Origin of the sequence: Pseudomonas sp. CP4 (assembly GCF_047758505.1) — a bacterium.
GTDB lineage: Bacteria > Pseudomonadota > Gammaproteobacteria > Pseudomonadales > Pseudomonadaceae > Aquipseudomonas > Aquipseudomonas fluorescens_AO.
The window spans coordinates 4,430,814-4,451,484 of the sequence record NZ_CP180489.1; the positions used below are offsets into that span (position 1 = coordinate 4,430,814).

The following is a 20,671-nucleotide window of genomic DNA, read 5'->3' on the forward strand; positions in this document are numbered from 1 at the left end:
ACAATCGCCCGCACTGAATTCCCGGCGCTGTTCAGCCTTTATCAAGGAACTGATCAGGAGGTCGGGTGTCGAGCGAGCCGTGAGGTTTTCAAAGACACCCTGGTGTCGGTGCCTTTCCAATTTTCCGCACCAAATGGAATTGGTCTGTAACAAGGCCTTTGACCACGAATTCGAATAAGAACTGAACGCTGTCCCAAGGTTTTGTCGAGCGTGTGACGCGCGACGGGCGGCCCTTATTCAATCCAAAGAAAATGCCAACCCTTGGCAGGGTGAAGTGTTGGCGATCAAAACCCAACTGCATTGCGCAAGCTGCTTTAGAGGTCGTGAGATGAGTAAAAACAGGTACCCCAGATTACTAGGCCTAGTGCCGCTGCTCGGCACGTTGTTGCTGGGAGGCTGCAACATGACCTTGCTCAATCCAACGGGCCAGGTCGGCCTGGAACAGCGCAACCTGATCATCACCGCCACGCTGCTGATGCTGTTGGTCGTCGTGCCGGTCATCGTCATGACCTTCCTGTTTGCCTGGAAGTACCGCGCTTCGAACAAAAACGCCGTCTACACGCCGAAGTGGTCGCACTCGACCAAGATCGAAGTGGCCGTATGGACCATCCCGGTGCTGATCATCATCGCCCTGGGTTACATCACTTACATCTCGACGCACGAGCTGGACCCGTATCGTCCGATCGAGTCTGACGTCAAGCCGGTGACCATCGAAGTCGTCGCGCTGGACTGGAAGTGGCTGTTCATCTATCCGGAACAAGGCATTGCCACGGTCAACAAGATCGTGTTCCCGGCGCACACGCCAATCAACTTCAAGATCACCTCCGACGCCGTGATGAACTCGTTCTTCATCCCGGGCCTGGGCGGCCAGATCTACGCGATGGCGGGCATGCAGACCAAGCTGCACCTGATCGCTGACCGCAACGCTGAAATGGACGGTATCTCCGCCAACTACAGCGGTGCCGGTTTCACCGGTATGAAATTCAAGGCTATCTCCACCACTCAGGAAGATTTCGACGCCTGGGTAAGTGAAGTCAAGAAGTCGCCTAAACAGCTTGATCAGGCTGAATACGCGGCCCTGGCCAAACCGAGCCAGAACAACCCAGTCGAACTCTACTCGTCGGTCACGCCGAACCAGTTCCAGATCATCGTCGACAAGTACGAAGGTATGAAGCCGGGCAAGCCGCTGAAGCACGAGAAGAAAGAGAAAGAAGTGGCGGCCACGGATATTGACGCGGGTTCGCATTCAGCTGCCGGGGCAGAGGAGTAAACGATGTTTGGTAAATTAAGTTGGGAAGCAGTCCCATTCCACGAGCCGATCGTGATGGTGACCATCGCCATGATCGCCCTCGGTGGTCTGGCGCTGTTCGCTGCGATCACTTACTTCAAGAAGTGGACGTACCTGTGGACCGAGTGGCTGACTTCGGTCGACCACAAGAAAATCGGCGTGATGTACATCATCGTCGCCATGGTCATGCTGCTGCGCGGCTTTGCCGACGCGATCATGATGCGTACCCAGCTGGCCATGGCCACCGAGGGTTCGCCTGGCTACCTGCCACCTGAACACTATGACCAGATCTTCACCGCTCACGGTGTGATCATGATCATCTTCATGGCGATGCCATTCTTCACCGGCCTGATGAACCTTGCAGTGCCGCTGCAGATCGGTGCGCGTGACGTTGCGTTCCCGTTCCTGAACTCCCTGAGCTTCTGGCTGCTGGTGTCCGGCGTTGTGCTGATCAACCTGTCGCTGGGTATCGGTGAATTCGCCAAGACCGGTTGGGTTGCGTATCCGCCGCTGTCGGGTCTGCAATACAGTCCTGGCGTGGGTATGGATTACTACATCTGGGCGCTACAGCTATCCGGATTGGGTACGACGTTAACCGGGGTCAACTTCCTCGCGACCGTACTGAAAATGCGTACCCCTGGCATGAAACTGATGGACATGCCGATCTTCACCTGGACCTGCACCTGGGCAAACGTTCTGATCGTGGCTTCGTTCCCGATCCTGACCGCTACCCTGGCACTGCTGACCCTTGACCGTTACATGGATTTCCACATTTTCACCAATGAACTTGGTGGCAATCCGATGATGTACGTCAACCTGTTCTGGGCGTGGGGCCACCCTGAGGTTTACATCCTGATCCTGCCGGCCTTCGGCATCTTCTCGGAAGTGATCTCGGCGTTCACCGGCAAGAAACTGTTCGGCCACCACTCGATGATCTACGCCTCGGGCGCGATCTCGGTACTGGGCTTCATGGTCTGGCTGCACCACTTCTTCACCATGGGTTCGGGTGCAAGCGTCAACGCCTTCTTCGGTCTGGCGACGATGCTGATTTCCATCCCGACGGGTGTGAAGCTGTTCAACTGGCTGTTCACCATTTACCAGGGCCGTCTGCGCTTCACCAGCCAGGTAATGTGGACGCTGGGCTTCATGGTGACCTTCGCCATCGGCGGCATGACCGGCGTACTGCTGGCCATCCCGGGTGCTGACTTCGTGCTGCACAACAGCCTGTTCGTGATCGCGCACTTCCACAACGTGATCATCGGCGGTGCGGTATTCGGTTACATCGCTGGCTTCGCGTTCTACTTCCCGAAAGCGTTCGGCTTCAAGCTGCACGAAGGCTGGGGTAAAGCAGCGTTCTGGTTCTGGATCTCGGGCTTCTTCGTCGCGTTCATGCCGCTCTATGCACTGGGCTTCATGGGCATGACCCGTCGTCTGAACGCCACCACCAACCCTGAGTGGGTACCGTACCTGTACGTTGCCATGTTCGGTGCGGTGATGATTGCTGCCGGTATCGCCTGCCAACTGATCCAGCTGTACGTCAGTGTGCGTGACCGCAACAAGCCAGAGAACGTTTGCGATCACGGTGACCCGTGGAATGCACACACCCTGGAATGGTCGACCTCGTCGCCACCACCGTTCTACAACTTCGCTGTGCTGCCTAAGGCTGACTGCATCGACCCGTTCACCGAAGCCAAGGAAAACGGTACTGCGTACCAGCGTCCGGCCAAGTACGAGCCGATCCACATGCCGAACAACACCGCCACTGGCGTGGTGATGGGCGCGCTGTTGACCGTCTTCGGTTTCGCGATGATCTGGCACATCTGGTGGCTGGCGATCGCGAGCCTGGTGGGCACCGTCGTTTACTTCGTGATCCACGCTGCACGTGACGACCAGGGCTATATGGTTCCGGTTGAAACGATCGAGCGTATCGAAGCCGAGCAGCACAAGCGTCTGGTCGCGGCAGGGAAAATCCCGGCCAATGCCACCCGTGTTGAAACCTCGTTGGAACAGGCTTAAACCATGTCGAACTTAGTGACCAATGTTGGACACGCCCATGGTGAACATGGGCACGATGACCATCACCACGACTCGGGCGAGATGACCGTATACGGTTTCTGGCTCTACCTGATGACCGACTGCATTCTGTTTGCGTCGATCTTCGCGGTGTACGCAGTACTGGTAAACAACGTTGCCGGTGGCCCGTCGGGCCACGACATCTTCGAACTGCCATACGTGCTGGGCGAAACCGCTCTGTTGCTGTTCAGTTCGATCACCTACGGCTTCGCCATGCTGGCGTTGTACAAGGGCAAGAAGCAGGCGGTCCTGGGCTGGTTGTTCATGACCTTCCTGCTCGGCGCGGGCTTCATCGCCATGGAGATCAACGAGTTCCACCTGCTGATCTCCGAGGGCTTCGGTCCTAGCCGTTCGGGCTTCCTGTCGGCGTTCTTCACCCTGGTCGGTACCCACGGTCTGCACGTTTCGGCCGGTCTGATCTGGATGGGCATCATGATGTATCAGGTCAACAAGCATGGCCTGACGTCGACCAACAAGACCCGTCTGAGCTGCCTGAGCCTGTTCTGGCACTTCCTGGACGTGGTCTGGATTTGCGTCTTCACCGTTGTTTACCTGATGGGGACTCTGTAATGGCTAATGCACACTCCCATGACAGCCACGATGCTGGCCACGGCAGCGTCAAGTCGTACGCCATCGGCTTCATCCTGTCGGTAATCCTGACCGTCATTCCGTTCGGTCTGGTGATGTACCCGACCCTGCCGAAGTCGACGACGCTGGCAATCGTTCTGCTGTTCGCAGTGATCCAGGTGATCGTTCACCTGTATTACTTCCTGCACCTGGACCGTTCCATTGCACAGCGTAACAACGTGATCGCATTCGTCTTTACGGCGATCGTGATCGTGCTGCTGGTTGGCCTGTCGCTGTGGATCATGTTCAGCATCCACACGTACATGATGGCGAAGTGAGGTAGACCCGATGTCGCTCAAGCACTTTATCCAAATCACCAAACCGGGGATCATTTTCGGTAACGTGCTTTCTGTGGCAGGCGGGTTCTTCCTGGCCTCGAAAGGGCATGTCGATCTGGCGGTGTTTCTGGCCGCCATGATCGGTACTTCCCTGGTCGTGGCCTCCGGTTGCGTGTTCAACAACTGCATCGACCGCGACATCGACCTGAAGATGGAACGCACCAAGAATCGTGTGCTGGTTCAGGGCCTCATCTCCCTGAAACTGGCCCTGGTTTACGCGACCATTCTGGGTGTTCTCGGCGTTGCCTTGTTGTACAAGGTGGCCAACCCGTTGGCTGCCTTGTTCGCGGTAATCGGCTTCATCATCTACGTCGGCTTCTACAGCCTGTACCTCAAGCGCAAGTCGGTTCACGGCACGCTGGTGGGCAGTCTGTCGGGCGCCATGCCGCCAGTGATTGGTTACGTTGCCGTGACCAACAGCTTCGACATGGCCGCACTGACCCTGCTGGTGATGTTCAGCCTGTGGCAGATGCCGCATTCCTACGCCATCGCGATTTTCCGTTTCAATGATTACCTGGCCGCCTCGATTCCGGTGCTGCCAGTGAAACGCGGCATTCAAGTGGCGAAGAAGCACATCCTGCTCTACATCCTGGCGTTCCTCGTGGCGACCTTGATGCTGACCTTCAGCGGCTACGCCGGCATGAGCTACCTCGCCGTCGCCGCCGCCATGGGCATGTACTGGCTGTACATGGCCTGGACCGGCTACAAGGCAGTCGATGACACCGTCTGGGCACGCAAGCTGTTCGTGTTCTCGATCTTCACCATCACTGCGTTGAGCGTCATGATGTCCCTGGACTTCAAGGTGCCGACAGAGCTGTTGCTGACGTACGCGCCGTAAGGTTTGCAAGCTTCAGGAAAAACCCCGCACGTTGAGAGATGTGCGGGGTTTTTTGTTGGCTGAAATATGCTCGTTCGGGGTGCTGCCATTCGCGAGCAGGCTCGCTCCCACAGTTTGCGGTTGCGGCCATTCGGTAAAAGACCTAGATTCGGATCCAACCCCGACAGTAGTAGCTCCAAGCCATCCTTCGGTGCTCGACTGTCTCAACCCGTGCATTGATCAAAAGGCTGGGCGCAATGACCGAACGGATGACCTGCGATGAGCGCTTTATCGCCCTGGCCGAAGAACTCAACTACGACATCTATGGCGAGAACACCGCCGGTGGCAATTACGCGCCGCTGATCCGTCATCACGACGAGCTCTACATCAGCGGCATGGTGCCGCGGGTCAATGGCAAGATTCTCTATCCCGGTCGCGTGGGGCTGGAATTGAACCTCAAGGATGCGCAAGCCGCCGCAAGCATCAGCGCCATGCGTTGCCTGGCGCTGATTGTCGATGCGGTGGGTTCGCTGGACAAGATCCGCGCGTTGTTGCGGGTCACGGTGTATGTGAAGTCGACGGCGGACTTTGTCGACCTGAGCGAAGTGGCCAACGGCGCTTCGGACGTGTTCAGCCATGTGCTGGGCGATGCTGGGCGGCATACGCGCACGACCATTGGCGTGTATCAGTTGCCGAAGAATGCGGCGATTGAAGTGGACATGATTGCGGCTTTGCATCCTTCGGCTTGAGGGGGGTTAGCGGTTCGCCCTCACCCTGACCCTCTCCCGGAGGGAAAGGGGACTGACTGAGGGGCTCTCAAGATATACGCCGACCTGAAATACCGGGCCGAACTCAGGTTTGAAAATCACACAAGTCGGCTCCCTCTCCCTCTGGAGAGGGCTGGGGTGAGGGGCGACGATTTTCGCCTCCTCACGAATCACAAGCCGGACAACAAAAAGCCCCGCCTGAATCTCAGTGCGGGGCTTTTTCGCAAGCGCTTGGCAGATTACTGCGCCGCGATGCTATACCCGTCAAACGCCGTCTGCTGCTGCAGGGCAGTGATGATGTTCTTGCGGTTCACCGCCTGTTCCGTGCCGGCGTTATCGACGAAGGTTTCGCTCTCCAGCTCGGCTTCATCGCCTTCACCCACGAAGGTGAAACCGAGGAATTCCAGTGCCTCACGATCAACGTTCAGACGTGAACGCGGGGTGCGCATCGGCAGGGTTACGCTGGCGCCGTCCTTGCTGATGGTGAAGATTTCCACTTCTTTCTTTTTGGCGGCCTTGCTCTTGCCGCCGCTCGGGTTGCTGATCGCCTGATGGGTCTGATTCAGCACTTTCAGCGCCAGACCGTAAACGATTTCCTGAAACGCCGGATCGTCCTTGAAGCTGGACAGAATGCGCCCGATCGAGAACTTGCTGCTCAGATCTTCCAGCGCGGCAATGTCGGCTGCCTCGGCGTCTTTCAGGCGCTTGAGTTCGCCCATCAGCTCGTACGCCTTGTCGTCATCAAAGCTGTCATGCGCCTGACGGATCGCCGCACGCAATTCGCGGATCTGGTCGCTCTCGCGGGTCGACTGGAACGCGTCGAGGACCATCTCGCTGATGATTTTGGCTTGAGGCAGGTGTTGTGAAAGATTGATGGAGTTTTCGTATTCCGCTTTGGACGACTGGGTGACTACGGATTCAGCGGTGTTGAAATCGGACATTGAAATTTCACTACTTTTTAACTTGAGTTGGGGCGAGAAAGCACGAGGTCTTTTTCAGGCCGACTAATTTAGGGGAGCGGGGCGGCGTTGTCACGGAGCAACGGTCTGGTGGTCGGGGTTTTTCCACTGCGCGCTATTCGCGGCGCTGACGTTCCATGGCAATGACTGAGGTCTGGAAGCCCAGGCCGGCGAAAAAAGCTTCAGCGCCTTCGCGTCCAGCGCGCAGCACCCAGGTGATGTCCGGGTTGTCACCTATGACGTACTCCACCAGTGCCCGCCCGATTCCTTTGCGCCGATGCTGATCATCGACCACCACCATAGACAGATAGCCGTTGGAGACCTCATCGGTAATTGCTCGAGCGAAACCGACAATTTGCTCGCCTAAGAGCGCAACAGCTACGCGCTGCGAATTGTGAATCAAGCGAGCAAAAGATTCGGCATCGCCAATGCGATGGCCCCAGCCATGCTGGCTGAGAAACAGCCTTGCCGGTTCTGTTTCGCCGGGATGCAAGTCGCGCACGGTAAGGCTGTCGTTCATGGGATGTTCAAGTCCTTATCAATTTCCATCGTGAATGATTACGGCCGGCCGACGTCAGGTTTCCCCCAAGTACGCATCGCAAACTCGACAAACCGTCTCAGCTTCGGCAACCGATAGCGATCCTGCGCATACAACAGATGCATCGGCCTGCTCGGCGGTTGGTAGTCCGTCATTACCCTGATCAGTTTGCCGTCGCGCAGATCCTGCTCCACCAGCGCGTCGGGCAGCATCATGATGCCCATGCCGTTGCGCGCCGCCTGGTGCAAACCGGCGGAGCTGTTGATCAGCATCGGCCCGCTGACGTCGACGAGGACTTCACCTTCCGGGCCGCTCAGACGCCAGCGTTTTTCCACCGATTGCCAGTCATCTCCAGCCGGGTAGGCGAAGGACAGGCAATCGTGTTGCTGCAAATCCTGTGGCGTCTGCGGCATGCCGCGCCGCGCGATGTAATCAGGGGAGGCGCAGACCGTCAGGGTGTAGTCGATCAGGGGGCGGGCGATCAGGTTGGATTGGTCGAAATTGCCCAGCCGAAACGCAACATCGAGGCCGTTCTCCAGCAGATCCGGGCGGCTGTTGGTCAGCACCACGTCGAGCTTCACTTGCGGATAGAGCAAGGAGTATTCGCTGAGGGCCGGGGTCAGTCGTTCGACGCCGAAGGTCAGCGGCGCAGTGATACGCAGCAAGCCGCGCGGCTCGTCCGACGCTTGTTCGGCAAGGCGTTCAGAGTCGGCCACCAGGCCAAGCACTTCCAGGCAGCGTTGATAATAGACGCTGCCGAATTCTGTGAGGCGCTGGCGGCGCGTGGTGCGTTGCAGCAATTGCACGCCGAGCCGTTGCTCCAGTGCACGCAGATGGTTGCCTACCATCGTCGTCGACATTTCGCACTTCGCAGCGGCGGCCGTCATGCTCCCGGTTTCCACCACTTTGACGTAGACGCCCATCGACTGAAACAAATCCATTATCAAGCTCGACTGTTAAATGATTGAAGTTTTTCCGGGTTTATCCAGCTCAGGTGGCTAACCATACTGCAAAAACACCGACCTGCAATGGAGTTTCACGTCATGACCGCCGCCCTGATGAACACCTACCAACCACTGGCCCTGAGTTTCATCAAGGGCCTGGGCACGCGCCTGTGGGATCAGGCGGGGCGCGAATATCTGGATGCCGTTGCCGGTGTGGCAGTGACCAACGTTGGCCACTCGCATCCGCGCATCGTCGCGGCGATCAGCGAGCAAGCGGGGCTGCTGCTGCACACCTCAAACCTGTACAGCATCGACTGGCAACTACAGCTGGCCAAACGGCTGACGGCGTTGTCGGGGATGGAGCGCGCGTTTTTCAACAACTCCGGCGCCGAAGCGAACGAGACGGCGCTAAAACTGGCGCGCCTGTACGGCTGGCGCAAAGGCATCGAGCAGCCGCTGGTGGTGGTCATGGCCAACGCGTTTCATGGCCGCACCCTCGGCACCTTGTCCGCCAGCGATGGCCCGGCGGTGCGCCTGGGCTTCAACGAACTGCCAGGGGACTTCGTCAAAGTGCCGTTCGGCGATCTCGCGGCTCTGGAGCAAATACAGCGCAAACACGGCGCGCGCATCGTGGCGATTCTGGTCGAACCGATCCAGGGCGAAAGCGGCGTACAAGTCGCACCGCCGGGTTATCTCAAGGCCCTGCGCGACCTGTGCAATCGCCACGCGTGGCTGCTGATGCTCGATGAAATCCAGACCGGCATCGGCCGCACCGGGCAGTGGTTCGCCTTTCAGCACGAAGGCATCGTGCCCGATGTCATGACCCTGGCCAAAGGCCTCGGCAATGGCGTGCCGATCGGCGCCTGCCTGGCCCGTGGCCGCGCGGCCGACCTGTTCACCCCGGGCAGCCACGGCAGTACCTTCGGCGGCAATCCACTGGCCTGCCGGGTCGGCTGCACGGTGCTGGACATCATCGAAGAACAAGGTTTGCTGGAGAATGCGCGGGTGCAGGGCGCACGGCTGCTGGAACGCTTGCGCGCTGAATTGGCAGACAACCCGAACGTGCTGGCAATCCGGGGGCAGGGCCTGATGATCGGCATCGAGCTGAAACAACCGGTGCGCGACCTGCCGCTGATCGCTGCGCGGGATCACGGCTTGTTGATCAACGTGACTCGTGGCAAGACCATCAGGTTGCTGCCGCCGTTGACGATTGATGAGCGCGAGGTGGGGATGATTGTCAGAGGGGTCGGGCGGACGTTGTCGTCAGCCCTATCTGCATAATCACTGCTGCGGAGTGTCTGGTAAGGACGGCGAATTGACTGTCCGCAAAAGTGACTCATAGTCAGTCAGACCTATCATCACAACCGGTTCGGCACCGCGCCTGGTAATCAGCAACGGTTCGCGATCATTGGTTGCTTGGTCCATCGACAAGGCCAGGTGAGCTGTGGTTTTGCTGAAGGTGATGGTTTGCATGATGTGGGCCTGCGAGAGGTTGGTACACAGCGAGGTCGACTGTGATTGCGCCCAGTATCACTTAAGCACTTCGGAGGCGTTTCCGAGAGGCTTGTAATCCTTATCTGCTGTAATTGTCAGCAGGTGGAGTGCCCGTTGCCGGGCCCTCCACCTATGCTCAGATCTGGTTTCAGTCTGGCCCATCTCCCAACTCCGGCGCCAGCATCCTCGTCTTCTCCGCCCCATTCGAGTTGTGCTGAACAATCTCGCTCGGCTGCCCCTGTTCATTGAAAAACACCTGTCCGATCCCCGCCGAATTCCACAGCCGCTCCCCGGCCTCGGCATGTTCCGGCGTGTACGGGACGATGCGCATCAGCCGGCGTTTGGTGAACCAGTTCAACGGCGAGCGCGGTGAGTAGAGCCAGCGGTTGAGGCGGTCGAACCATTCCAGCAGCGTTGGCGGGAATTCGTTCTTGATGCCGCTGCTGGTGATCTGCCAGATCCGTGGGCCGGCCTTGCGGTGGCGGATCAGGACTTCGTAGACGAAGGAATAATGCACATCGCCGGACAGCACCACGTAGTTCCCGGGCGTGCGCGAGTGTCGGAAAATGTTCAGGATCACCTGGGCTGCGCCGCGATGGGCCATCCAGTTTTCCGCGTCGACCAGTAGCGGGTAACCGCACCAACTGAACACCTTCTGCACGGTTTCAATCAGCTTCACGCCAAAGATCGGCGCCGGCGAAACGATGATTGCCGACGGGTGATCGAGCAGTTCCTGTTGCAGTTCGCTCAAGGCTTCCCAGTCGAGCAGGCCCGACGGTTGCTTGAGAGCCATCTCGCTACGCCAGCGCCGGGTGCGCGTGTCGATCACCACCAGTGCCGGAGTGCTCGGCAACACGAAATGCCACTGCTGAAAACGCAGTAACTGATCAATCAGATCATCCTGCACCGGCATGTCCAGATAGCCGTCATCACCGCTGGCACTCAGTTGCGCGGTCTGCTCCAGCATTCCTTTGAAAGCGTCCGGATTGTTGCCCCAGCCCTGGCACAACAGATAAGCAATCAGCGCGTTGCCAATGATGCGCTTGGAGAACGGATGGCCGTAGGCGGTTTCCTCCCACTGCGCAGAAAGATTCCAGTCATCGGTGATGTCGTGATCATCGAAAATCATCAGGCTCGGCAGATGCGCCAGCGCCCGCGCGACGTTGCCCAGGCCAGCCTTGAAGGCATCGATGCGCGTGTGCTCGAGGTTGTAGCGCTTGCGGCGTTCCGGGGTCAGCGTCGGAGCGCTCGGATTGATCTGCGACCACGGCGTCGGCGACCACACCAGCATGTACATCGCCATGACTTCGGCGAACGTCACCAAGTGATTGTCGGCACTGCTGCTGGTGAAAATCGGCTTACGCGCGCCACCGAAAAATCGCTCGCGCAAGGTCTCGTTGCTCTCCAGCGCCGGTAACAAATCCGCACGGTGGTAGTAACTGGCCGGGTGCTCATAGAGCTTGGCGCTGTCGCTGACCACGGCACCGTCAAGGTGCTCGTCGAACAGACCCAGACGCTCGATCAAGGCATGAATCGCCCGAAGCATCGGCCCGGCGACGTCGTCGGCATAGACCTGATCACCACTCATCATCAGCAGCGCCGGGCGCCGTAGCGCATCGGTTTCGTCGGCCAGCAATTGATCGACGCAGAGCAAACCATCGGTTGCCGGGTGATGCGGCTTGCGGCAGGAGCCGTGGAGCAATTGGTCGATCCGCGAACGCACGACGAGGTTCGCGCAGGTAGCGCCGGGGTAAAGCAGATGAGGCGCCCACTCAGCCATACCGATGGCGTCATCGATCATCAGGTCGTAATCGATAAACGTGTCGCAGGGCAGGGCGCTTTCAAGTTGGACGTCGATCAGATGCACGAACGCATGACGGCCTACGGCAATGACCGTGCATTTCTGCGCATCGAGCGGAATATCTCCTACACCTTGCAGGCGCAAAGTCAGCGCCAGTTCACGCGAGCCCACCAGCCACAGCACCACGCGCGTCGGCTCCAGCCGCCGCAGCAACGGGCCGGCCAGGACAGGAGGCAGCGAGATCAGGTTATCGGGTGTTGGAAACATTGAGGATAAAGTTCAAGGCGCACAGGCCGGCGATGATAGCGCAGCCGGCGCCTTGATCCCTTAAATCAGCCTTAAGAGTCGGCTTTTTGCAGTGTCAGCGCCAGCAAACGCCATTCCCCGGCCGTCGCATCAACCCGTGGCAGCTCTTGTACAGAACAATCGAAACGGTAGGTCACATCGTCGCCATTCATGTTGCGCGCGGTGACGCTGTTGCTGAAGCTGTAGATCTGATCCTTGTAGCGATGGCTGACCAGCGCTTTGCTGTCGGCAAAGCGCGCCGAAGCGGGATAACGCAGGGTGCTGGTCACAAACGGGCTGCACATGACATACGCGATCATCGATTTGTCGGCCTGTGCGTCGCCGCGCAACTTCTTGTTCAGCGCGGCCAGAGCCATGCGACCGTCATAGTCGCTTTGATCCAGCACCGTCTGTACCGGCATCGATTTCGGCGCCCGGCTGGCGTAATTCGGCAGCAGTGCGGAGTCAGCGGGAGAAGGCTTGTCGTCCGCCTCGATGGCAGCAAAAACCGGCGCATCTTTCAGCTCGGTGGCGGACGTGACTGCCTCGGCTTCAGGCAGTACAGAGGTCGACTCGACGACTGGCGTGTGTTGCGCCTGCGCCGCCTCGTGATCGAACGAAGAAGGAAACAGCGAAAACGTGATCGACAACATCACCAGCCCGACTATGAAGCCGCCCGCCGCGCCAACGATGTTGCCGTAGAAAATATTCCAGCTGCCGCGGTTCTTCACCACCCAGCGCCACATGAAACCCCAGACAGCGACGAACGCCAGAAAACGCAGAAACTCCATTTGGTCCTTTCCTTAACTTTCAACAATCCAAGCGCGGCGCGAGACGATCAGCAAGCGTCGACGATGCGCGGCAAGATAGCAAAATAGACGCGCCGTCCGGCTACGGTTGCGGAAAATAATTCGCCGCCAGAAACATCAACGTGATCATGCCGGCGGCGAAGCCACAAACCCCCGCGAGCAATTGACGCGCAACCGGATGCGCCGGCTGACGACGCTTGGCGATCCACAACCACACGCCCGCCAGAACGCCCGCGCTGGTCATGAACACCACCAGGCTGTTATGCAGTCCGGGCGCTGCCATCGTGGTGCCGAACAGCACGTCATAAAGCAGTGTGAAGACAATGCCAATCACCACAGCGCTGCCCGCTCCGGCAAGGTTCGCCAACCACAGATTCCATCGCCCGCGCTGGCGCACCACCCAGAACCACATTGCAGCCATGACTACCAAACACAACACAGCATCCATCGGATTTCTTTCCTTGCCACGAGACAGAGGCGACAACTTGTTCGCCTGTTGAGAGTGGACGGCACGATAGCAAAATAGTAGCGTCGCGCCATGCCTTCTCTGTAATGGACTACCCATGTTTTCCACAACCCGTTTGCTGCAACTGCTCGGCGCCCTCACCCTTGTCGCCGTCATCACCCCGACCTTCAGCTTCGCGCAAGAACACCCGCAAGCCAGCTGGAATTACTACCTCGCCAATTGCCAGCGGATGCAGGAGACAATCGCCGACGTCCAGAGCGGTCGCGTCTCCGCTGCCTATGCAGCCACGTCGGGCCTGCAAGACAGCCTCGCCTCCATGAACGAGCGCCGCCTTAACCTGCTACCGCAACACCTCGACTCCAGCGAGTACGCCCACTGCGAAAACGTCGCCGCCCACGCCGAGGCAACCCTGGCCCAAGGCAAAGCCGAGTTCGCCGCGCAAATGCAACGGGGTGTGGAGGAGGGCCGTATTGCGCACCAGAACTCCCCCGCCTACCAACGCGCCCGTTCCCTCGGCTACAGCGACGTCGGCGACATCTCCTTTCTGAAACTGCACGAAGACACCGACGGCGAAGCCCGCCTGAAAACCATGCTGATCACCGTCGACGAAATCTGCGGCCAATACTTCCGCGCCACGCAATACGTGAAGCCCTATGTGATCTACACGGTGCGACCGTCGGATGGCGGCTGCGGCGAAGTGAAGCGTGTTGCGATAGTTGGCGGCGGGCAAGCAGAGAAGGGCGACTACATTGATCCCAATGGTGAGTTTCAATACATGGGCTTGAAAAAACTGGCTGGCGCTGACGGCTTTCCAACGGATATTAGAGTGCTGAAGGCACGTCGCTGATTTAAAGAAATACCAGGATATTTTCTCAAGCAAGAGGATGGACACATGATCGACTTCAATAACAAAGGCTTCTTCAAACTCAAGCAGAACGATGAGTACGCCGAGCGCGTCACCGCGCTGCTACTGGAAGGCGAACAAGTCATCGATTCCTACAAAGCGATGCGTGACGGCGTGGTCTTCACCAACAAACGCATCATCGCCGTCAACGTCCAGGGCATCACCGGCAGCAAAAAGGATTTCACCTCACTGCCCTACAAAAACATCGTCGCCTACTCCGTGGAAACTTCGGGCACCTTCGATCTGGATTCGGAACTCGAGATCTACTTTTCGTCGCTGGGCAAAGTGAAATTCGAATTCACCGGCAAGACCTCGATGGTGGAAATTTCCAAGTACATCTCGAGCTATCTGCTGTAAGCATCGATTGCGCGGCACTCAAAGAATGTCGCGCAAATACAGCTTCAGCGCGAGCAGCGGCTGACCCAACTGCTCCAGCGACCGCGCCTGAGCCAACTCCGCCGACAACTTGCACAACTCCCGCCCCAACGGCTTCTCGACCCCGCCCAAAGCATTCAGCGCCAGGTTCAGGCATTCGTTCATCTTGAACTGAATGGCCTCGACATCGCCGCGTTTCACCAGTAACTCGAAAACATCTTTCTGGTAATCGCCCATGACCATGTCATCGCGCAGGATCGGGCTCAGGCCCTCTTCTTCGTAGGCGAGTTTGAGGGAGAAAAGGGCGACGGTTTCCAGTGAGGTTTCCATGGGGATGTCTGTCAGTGAAGTGGAGGGCTTGAAACCAATGCGCGAAACGCCAGAGGAGGTTTGACGTGCGGACGTGATTATACGGGCGGGGATCGCATGCGAGGCAACCAGCAATCGGGCATCTAAAACCTACAAGCTCGCGCAGCATTGACATCCACTTTGATACGACGCTTTGATTACAAACACTGAACATCAGCGGAGTGACCATCATGGAATACGACATGAAACTGATCGACGACGCCGTCCTTGCTCTCCTGGCAGCCTATAGCTCCGACGACGGCAATGCGTGGAAGGGCTATGACTTCGAAATCATGAACCGCTTGCACGCGCAGGGTTTGATCAGTAATCCGGTGAACAGGAACAAGTCGATATGGTTGACGAAGGAAGGGGTGGAGCGGGGGCGGGAGATTGCTGAGCGGATGTTTGGGGCTAAGGAATAGGTTGGGCAAGCGCCCGATTCTGGACTTGAGCTGTTGCTCGGCAAGATGACGTCAGTTTTGGCCATGACTCGCCATGGCGATATGCATACGATTGTCGTCGGTGCGGTTACAAGCAGATCTGCAGGCGAAACGGTAGCGAGTCACTGGATAAGGAGTCGGAGGATTTTTGCATTGGGACATCTTCTGAATGAACCACACCTGACTAGGGTCAGAGATGCCTTATCAGAGCCTTTCAATCATTTCCCCACTGATTACGACTACGTCGTTCGTCAGCTCAAGGGCGTTGATTCAGCGGTGCTCTACAAGATTTTTTATTCAGAAGTAGCACCAGCGTGTTTCACAAACATTGCTGCAGTTCTGCCCACTGTATGGACTGGATTTGACCCTGATTGGCTTAGATCCGAGATAGAGGAGAGGCTCGCGGCGCGACGGCGCAATTGGTTTCGCAGGCAGTACGACAGATTGTTGGTGCGTTGGTTGGAGTACAACTATGACTACATGTGGAAGGAGATAGCGTCCAGGCTATGAGGACGGTTTCACGCGGTTTGGTATTCCGCGATGGTGAAAGCCACCTTTTGTTTCACCTATGCGGTGATTCAGGTCGCTTCAAGCTCAATCGTCGGGCGGGGCTTTAGTGGTCGGCATTGCACCAACCACTTTCCACCAGACGAAAAAAAAGGCCCTGCTTTCGCAAGACCTTTTTCTCTGTGTTGGTGCCCCGAGGGAGACTCGAACTCCCACTCCTTTCGAAAACGGATTTTGAATCCGCCGCGTCTACCAATTCCGCCATCAGGGCTCAATGGCGGCGAAGTATAGAGAGGTGATTACCGTTGGTCAATCACGTTTCATGGTCAATTTTTGATATTTCCGCTAGACTTTCCGGCCCTGCTAGACGAACCCCATCATGCGCGTTGCTGACTTTACTTTCGAGCTTCCTGATTCGCTGATCGCCCGCCATCCGTTGGCCGAGCGTCGCGGTAGTCGCCTGCTGACCCTTGATGGGCCGAGCGGCGCTCTGGCCCACCGTCAATTCACTGATTTGCTTGAGCAATTGCGCCCGGGCGATTTGATGGTGTTCAACAATACCCGGGTGATTCCGGCGCGGCTGTTTGGGCAGAAAGCGTCCGGCGGCAAGCTGGAGATTCTCATCGAGCGCGTGCTTGATGCGCACCGCGTGCTGGCCCATGTGCGCTCCAGCAAGTCGCCGAAGCCGGGTTCGAAGATCCTTATCGACGGCGGTGGCGAAGCCGAGATGCTCGCGCGTCATGATGCGTTGTTCGAGCTGGGTTTTGCCGAGGAAGTCTTGCCGCTGCTCGATCGCGTCGGGCACATGCCGTTGCCTCCTTATATAGACCGCCCGGATGAAGGCTCCGATCGCGAGCGTTATCAGACCGTGTATGCCCAGCGTCTAGGTGCGGTCGCAGCGCCGACGGCGGGGCTGCATTTCGATGAGCCGCTGATGCAGGCGATTGCTGCCAAGGGCGTCGAGACTGCGTTCGTGACGTTGCACGTCGGCGCGGGGACGTTTCAGCCGGTGCGCGTCGAGAAGATCGAAGATCACCACATGCACAGCGAGTGGCTGGAAGTCGGCCAGGATGTGGTCGATGCGGTGGCGGCGTGCCGTGCGCGTGGCGGTCGGGTGATTGCGGTTGGCACCACCAGCGTGCGTTCGCTGGAGAGCGCGGCGCGCGATGGTGTGCTCAAGCCGTTCAGTGGCGACACCGACATTTTTATCTATCCGGGCCGGCCGTTTCATGTGGTCGATGCCCTGGTGACCAATTTCCATTTGCCGGAATCCACGCTGTTGATGCTGGTTTCCGCGTTTGCCGGTTATCCCGAAACCATGGCCGCCTACAAGGCCGCCGTGGAAAACGGCTACCGCTTTTTCAGTTACGGGGATGCGATGTTCATCACCCGCAACCCCGCTCCAACTGCCCCTGAACAGACAGGCCCAGAGGAAACAGAATGAGTCGCGAATGTCGAATGTCCTTTGAGTTGCTGGCCACCGATGGCAAGGCTCGTCGTGGTCGCCTGACCTTCCCCCGTGGCACCGTCGAGACCCCGGCGTTCATGCCGGTCGGCACCTACGGCACGGTCAAGGGCATGCTGCCGCGCGACATTGTCGCCACGGGCGCGGAAATCATTCTGGGCAACACCTTTCACCTGTGGCTGCGTCCCGGCACTCAGGTGATCAAGGAGCACGGCGACCTGCACGATTTCATGCAGTGGAAAGGCCCGATCCTCACCGACTCCGGCGGCTTCCAGGTGTTCAGCCTCGGCGCGATGCGCAAGATCAAGGAGGAGGGCGTGACCTTCGCTTCTCCGGTCGACGGCGCCAAAGTGTTCATGGGCCCGGAAGAGTCGATGCAGGTGCAGCGCGATCTCGGTTCCGACATTGTGATGATCTTCGACGAATGCACGCCGTATCCGGCTGACGAAGACGTCGCGCGCGTATCGATGGAATTGTCGTTGCGCTGGGCGCAGCGTTCGAAGAATGCACATGGTGACAACACCGCGGCGCTGTTCGGCATCGTCCAGGGCGGCATGCATGAAAACCTGCGCATGCGCTCGCTCGAGGGCCTCGACAAGATTGGCTTCGACGGCCTCGCCATCGGCGGTCTGTCGGTGGGCGAACCGAAGCACGAAATGATCAAGGTGCTGGATTATCTGCCGGGTCAGATGCCCGCTGACAAACCTCGTTACCTTATGGGCGTTGGCAAACCGGAAGATCTGGTTGAGGGTGTGCGCCGCGGGGTGGACATGTTCGATTGCGTGATGCCAACCCGTAATGCCCGCAATGGGCATCTGTTCATCGATACCGGTGTGCTGAAGATCCGTAACGCGTTCCATCGCCACGATGAATCGCCACTGGATCCGACCTGCGATTGCTATACCTGCCAGAACTTCTCGCGCGCTTATCTGCATCACCTGGACAAGTGCGGCGAAATGCTCGGCAGCATGCTCAATACCATCCATAACTTGCGCCATTATCAGGTGCTGATGGCTGGTTTGCGCGAGGCTATTCAACAGGGTACATTGGCCGCCTTTGTCGATGCCTTCTACGCCAAACGCGGACTTCCCGTCCCGCCTTTGGACTGAGTTTTCTGACCCCAAGATTCAACATTTGCAACTGGAGTGCTAAATGAGCTTTTTTATCTCTAACGCCATGGCTGACGCAGCTGCACCGGCTGCTGCAAGCCCAATGGGCGGCGGCTTCGAGTGGATTTTCCTGGTCGGCTTCCTGGTCATCTTCTACCTGATGATCTGGCGTCCACAGGCCAAGCGCGCCAAAGAGCAGAAGAACCTGCTGAGCAGCCTGCAGAAGGGCGACGAAGTCGTGACCACTGGCGGCATCGCCGGCAAGATCACCAAGGTTGCCGATGACTTCGTGGTTCTGGAAGTGTCCGACACCGTGGAAATGAAGTTCCAGAAAGGCGCCATCGCCGCCACGCTGCCAAAAGGCACGCTGAAAGCGATCTAAGAGCAACAACTTCTACTCAATCGACGGGGCGCGCAAGGCGCCCCGCGTTCATAACGGGCGGCGTGATGCTGAACAAATACCCTCTGTGGAAATACATTCTGATCCTGGCGGTGCTGGCGATCGGTCTGATTTATTCCGCTCCCAATCTTTACCCCGATGACCCGGCGATTCAGATCAGCGGCGCCAGCACGGCTCTGCAGGTCAATGACGCCGATCTGGCTCGCGTCAGCACAGCGCTGAAAGAGTCCGGCATCAACGTCAAGGCGGCTACGCTGACGGCGGGCGGCAAGGGCGGTCTGATCCGTCTGAGCAAGGCTGAAGATCAGCTGCCGGCCAAGGACGTTGTACGCAAGGCATTGGGTGATGACTACGTCGTCGCGCTGAACCTGGCACAGACCACTCCGCAGTGGCTGCGCAACCTCGGTGCGCACCCGATGAAGCTGGGTCTGGACTTGTCCGGTGGTGTGCACTTCCTGCTCGAAGTGGACATGGACAAAGCCCTCGATGCGCGCCTGAAAGTCTACGAAGGCGATGTCAAGAGCCTGCTGCGCAAAGAGAAGCTGCGCTATCGCAGCCTGCCGCAACTGGGCGGTGCCATTCAGTTGGGCTTCAGCGATGAAGATTCCCGCGAACAGGCCCGTGCGCTGATCCGCAAGAACTTCAACGATTTCGACATTGTTCCGGCCGACCTTAACGGTCAACCGGTGCTGCGTCTGGCGATGACCCCGGCCAAGCTGGCGGAAATCCGTGAATACTCCATCAAGCAGAACCTGACCACGGTACGTAACCGCGTCAACGAGCTGGGTGTTGCCGAACCGATCGTGCAGCGTCAGGGCGCCAACCGCATCGTGGTTGAGCTGCCGGGCGTGCAGGACACTGCCGAAGCCAAGCGTATTCTCGGCAAGACGGCCAACCTTGAGTTCCGTCTGGCCGCCGAGCCGGGCGCTTCGAAAGCCACTTCCGAATCGTTCGAATTCCGCGAAGGCAACCGTCCTCCTGCGCAGATCGAGCGTGGCCTGATCATCACCGGTGACCAGGTCACCGACGCCAAGGCCGGTTTCGGCGAACACGGCACGCCTGAAGTGAACATCCGTCTGGATGGTCACGGTGGCGAGCTGATGAGCCGCGCGACCCGTTCCAACGTCGGCCGCAGCATGGCGGTGATCTTCATCGAACAGCGTCCGGTCACCACTTACACCAAGCAAGTGGTTGATGGCGTCGAGAAAGACGTCGCGGTGCAGACGTTCAAGGAAGAGAAGAAGATCATCAGCCTGGCGACCATTCAGTCGCCGCTGGGTGCGCAATTCCGCATCACTGGCCTGAACGGTCAGGGCGAATCGTCCGAGCTGGCACTGCTGCTGCGTGCCGGTGGTCTGGCTGCACCGATGTACTTCGCTGAAGAGCGCACAATCGGTCCGAGCCTGGGTGCTGACAACATCACCAAAGGTATCGATGCTTCCCTATGGGGCATGCTGTTCGTATCGCTGTTCATCATCGCCATCTACCGCTTCTTCGGCGTCATCGCCACCGTCGCGCTGGCGGTGAACATGGTGCTGCTGCTGGCGTTGATGTCGTTGCTGGGCGCCACGCTGACCCTGCCGGGTATCGCCGGTATCGTGTTGACGATGGGTATGGCGGTCGACGCCAACGTACTGATCTTCTCGCGGATTCGTGAAGAGATCGCCGCTGGCATGACTGTGCAGCGGGCAATCAACGAAGGCTTCGGCCGGGCATTCACTGCGATTCTCGATGCCAACCTGACCACCTTGCTGGTCGGCGGCATTCTCTTCGCCATGGGCACCGGCCCGGTGAAGGGTTTCGCAGTGACGATGTCCCTCGGGATCTTTACCTCGATGTTCACGGCCATCATGGTGACCCGCGCAATGGTCAACCTGATATTTGGCGGACGTGACTTCAAGAAGTTGTGGATTTAAG

At 58.3% G+C, this 20,671-nt stretch carries 23 protein-coding genes and 1 tRNA gene; 15 read left to right on the plus strand and 9 right to left on the minus strand.

Translation table 11 applies throughout. The annotated features are described in order from the left end of the window. Positions 1–328 precede the first annotated feature (328 nt). The 6 genes from cyoA (at position 329) to ACMYUN_RS19985 (ending at position 5,892) form a co-directional block, all read left to right on the plus strand. Positions 329–1,270 carry a ubiquinol oxidase subunit II gene (gene cyoA / locus ACMYUN_RS19960; RefSeq protein ID WP_024014231.1) on the plus strand — a complete coding sequence of 314 codons (942 nt, stop codon included), beginning with the start codon at positions 329–331 and terminating at the stop codon, positions 1,268–1,270. Positions 1,271–1,273: 3 nt separating this feature from the next. Next, positions 1,274–3,304: a cytochrome o ubiquinol oxidase subunit I gene (gene cyoB / locus ACMYUN_RS19965; protein WP_039761405.1), complete on the plus strand. Its 2,031-nt coding sequence runs from the start codon at positions 1,274–1,276 to the stop codon at positions 3,302–3,304. A gap of 3 nt (positions 3,305–3,307) precedes the next feature. Further along, a complete protein-coding gene (gene cyoC / locus ACMYUN_RS19970; protein WP_415761547.1) occupies positions 3,308–3,931 on the plus strand; it encodes a cytochrome o ubiquinol oxidase subunit III in 624 nt (207 codons plus the stop codon). Next, on the plus strand, positions 3,931–4,266 hold the full coding sequence (gene cyoD, locus ACMYUN_RS19975) for a cytochrome o ubiquinol oxidase subunit IV (RefSeq protein ID WP_011335842.1): 336 nt from the start codon (positions 3,931–3,933) through the stop codon (positions 4,264–4,266). The genes cyoC and cyoD overlap by 1 nt, the downstream gene beginning before the upstream one ends. A 10-nt stretch (positions 4,267–4,276) precedes the next feature. Continuing rightward, positions 4,277–5,164, plus strand: coding sequence for a heme o synthase (gene cyoE, locus ACMYUN_RS19980; protein WP_016773305.1), 888 nt, complete (start codon positions 4,277–4,279; stop codon positions 5,162–5,164). A 236-nt stretch (positions 5,165–5,400) separates the two neighbouring features. Further along, the gene (locus ACMYUN_RS19985; protein ID WP_016773306.1) at positions 5,401–5,892 is read left to right on the plus strand and encodes a RidA family protein; all 492 of its coding nucleotides are present in this window, start codon (positions 5,401–5,403) and stop codon (positions 5,890–5,892) included. Positions 5,893–6,149: 257 nt separating this feature from the next. Here ACMYUN_RS19985 and ACMYUN_RS19990 read toward each other — a convergent pair whose 3' ends face one another. The 3 genes from ACMYUN_RS19990 to ACMYUN_RS20000 form a co-directional block, all read right to left on the minus strand. Beyond that, entirely contained in the window at positions 6,150–6,851 is a 702-nt protein-coding gene (locus ACMYUN_RS19990; protein WP_016773307.1) for a hypothetical protein, read from the minus strand. A 133-nt stretch (positions 6,852–6,984) separates the two neighbouring features. Beyond that, complete coding sequence (locus ACMYUN_RS19995) at positions 6,985–7,389, minus strand: GNAT family N-acetyltransferase (RefSeq protein WP_415761548.1); 405 nt, start codon at positions 7,387–7,389, stop codon at positions 6,985–6,987. Positions 7,390–7,427: 38 nt separating this feature from the next. After that, the gene (locus ACMYUN_RS20000; RefSeq protein ID WP_415761549.1) at positions 7,428–8,348 is read right to left on the minus strand and encodes a LysR family transcriptional regulator; all 921 of its coding nucleotides are present in this window, start codon (positions 8,346–8,348) and stop codon (positions 7,428–7,430) included. Between the two features lie 102 nt (positions 8,349–8,450). Between ACMYUN_RS20000 and ACMYUN_RS20005 the strand changes: the two genes are divergently transcribed. Beyond that, positions 8,451–9,632 carry an aspartate aminotransferase family protein gene (locus ACMYUN_RS20005; RefSeq protein ID WP_415761551.1) on the plus strand — a complete coding sequence of 394 codons (1,182 nt, stop codon included), beginning with the start codon at positions 8,451–8,453 and terminating at the stop codon, positions 9,630–9,632. On the opposite strand, the gene ACMYUN_RS20010 is transcribed toward ACMYUN_RS20005, so the two are convergent. From ACMYUN_RS20010 to ACMYUN_RS20025, 4 genes are all read right to left on the minus strand, one after another. Further along, positions 9,633–9,824: a type II toxin-antitoxin system Phd/YefM family antitoxin gene (locus ACMYUN_RS20010; RefSeq protein WP_129997634.1), complete on the minus strand. Its 192-nt coding sequence runs from the start codon at positions 9,822–9,824 to the stop codon at positions 9,633–9,635. It lies immediately after the preceding gene. 169 nt (positions 9,825–9,993) lie between these two features. Then, positions 9,994–11,913, minus strand: a complete 1,920-nt coding sequence (locus ACMYUN_RS20015) for an alkaline phosphatase D family protein (protein WP_415761552.1) — start codon at positions 11,911–11,913, stop codon at positions 9,994–9,996. A gap of 71 nt (positions 11,914–11,984) precedes the next feature. After that, positions 11,985–12,722 (minus strand): hypothetical protein, encoded by a 738-nt coding sequence (locus ACMYUN_RS20020; protein ID WP_415761553.1) that lies wholly within the window; start codon positions 12,720–12,722, stop codon positions 11,985–11,987. Between the two features lie 100 nt (positions 12,723–12,822). Next, positions 12,823–13,188 carry a hypothetical protein gene (locus ACMYUN_RS20025; protein WP_415761554.1) on the minus strand — a complete coding sequence of 122 codons (366 nt, stop codon included), beginning with the start codon at positions 13,186–13,188 and terminating at the stop codon, positions 12,823–12,825. A gap of 115 nt (positions 13,189–13,303) precedes the next feature. On the opposite strand from ACMYUN_RS20025, the gene ACMYUN_RS20030 reads away from it, so the two are divergent. Further along, a complete protein-coding gene (locus ACMYUN_RS20030; RefSeq protein WP_415761555.1) occupies positions 13,304–14,053 on the plus strand; it encodes a hypothetical protein in 750 nt (249 codons plus the stop codon). A gap of 45 nt (positions 14,054–14,098) precedes the next feature. Further along, on the plus strand, positions 14,099–14,467 hold the full coding sequence (locus ACMYUN_RS20035; protein WP_039761415.1) for a PH domain-containing protein: 369 nt from the start codon (positions 14,099–14,101) through the stop codon (positions 14,465–14,467). Between the two features lie 18 nt (positions 14,468–14,485). Here ACMYUN_RS20035 and ACMYUN_RS20040 read toward each other — a convergent pair whose 3' ends face one another. Next, positions 14,486–14,815 carry a hypothetical protein gene (locus ACMYUN_RS20040; protein WP_415761556.1) on the minus strand — a complete coding sequence of 110 codons (330 nt, stop codon included), beginning with the start codon at positions 14,813–14,815 and terminating at the stop codon, positions 14,486–14,488. Between the two features lie 221 nt (positions 14,816–15,036). Here ACMYUN_RS20040 and ACMYUN_RS20045 point away from each other — a divergent pair, with 221 nt between their 5' ends. Continuing rightward, positions 15,037–15,255, plus strand: coding sequence for a DUF6429 family protein (locus ACMYUN_RS20045; RefSeq protein ID WP_281876344.1), 219 nt, complete (start codon positions 15,037–15,039; stop codon positions 15,253–15,255). A gap of 171 nt (positions 15,256–15,426) precedes the next feature. Next, the gene (locus ACMYUN_RS20050) at positions 15,427–15,783 is read left to right on the plus strand and encodes a hypothetical protein (protein ID WP_415761557.1); all 357 of its coding nucleotides are present in this window, start codon (positions 15,427–15,429) and stop codon (positions 15,781–15,783) included. A gap of 183 nt (positions 15,784–15,966) precedes the next feature. Here ACMYUN_RS20050 and ACMYUN_RS20055 read toward each other — a convergent pair. Further along, a tRNA-Leu gene (locus ACMYUN_RS20055) sits at positions 15,967–16,051 on the minus strand. A 108-nt stretch (positions 16,052–16,159) separates the two neighbouring features. Here ACMYUN_RS20055 and queA point away from each other — a divergent pair. The 4 genes from queA to secD all read left to right on the plus strand — a co-directional run bounded on the left by queA (position 16,160) and on the right by secD (position 20,670). Further along, positions 16,160–17,224: a tRNA preQ1(34) S-adenosylmethionine ribosyltransferase-isomerase QueA gene (queA, locus tag ACMYUN_RS20060; RefSeq protein ID WP_415761558.1), complete on the plus strand. Its 1,065-nt coding sequence runs from the start codon at positions 16,160–16,162 to the stop codon at positions 17,222–17,224. Between the two features lie 14 nt (positions 17,225–17,238). Next, a complete protein-coding gene (gene tgt / locus ACMYUN_RS20065; RefSeq protein WP_160768392.1) occupies positions 17,239–18,354 on the plus strand; it encodes a tRNA guanosine(34) transglycosylase Tgt in 1,116 nt (371 codons plus the stop codon). A gap of 43 nt (positions 18,355–18,397) precedes the next feature. Then, positions 18,398–18,736 carry a preprotein translocase subunit YajC gene (gene yajC / locus ACMYUN_RS20070; protein WP_016773317.1) on the plus strand — a complete coding sequence of 113 codons (339 nt, stop codon included), beginning with the start codon at positions 18,398–18,400 and terminating at the stop codon, positions 18,734–18,736. Between the two features lie 65 nt (positions 18,737–18,801). Continuing rightward, positions 18,802–20,670, plus strand: a complete 1,869-nt coding sequence (secD, locus tag ACMYUN_RS20075) for a protein translocase subunit SecD (protein WP_016773318.1) — start codon at positions 18,802–18,804, stop codon at positions 20,668–20,670. Position 20,671: the final 1 nt, after the last annotated feature.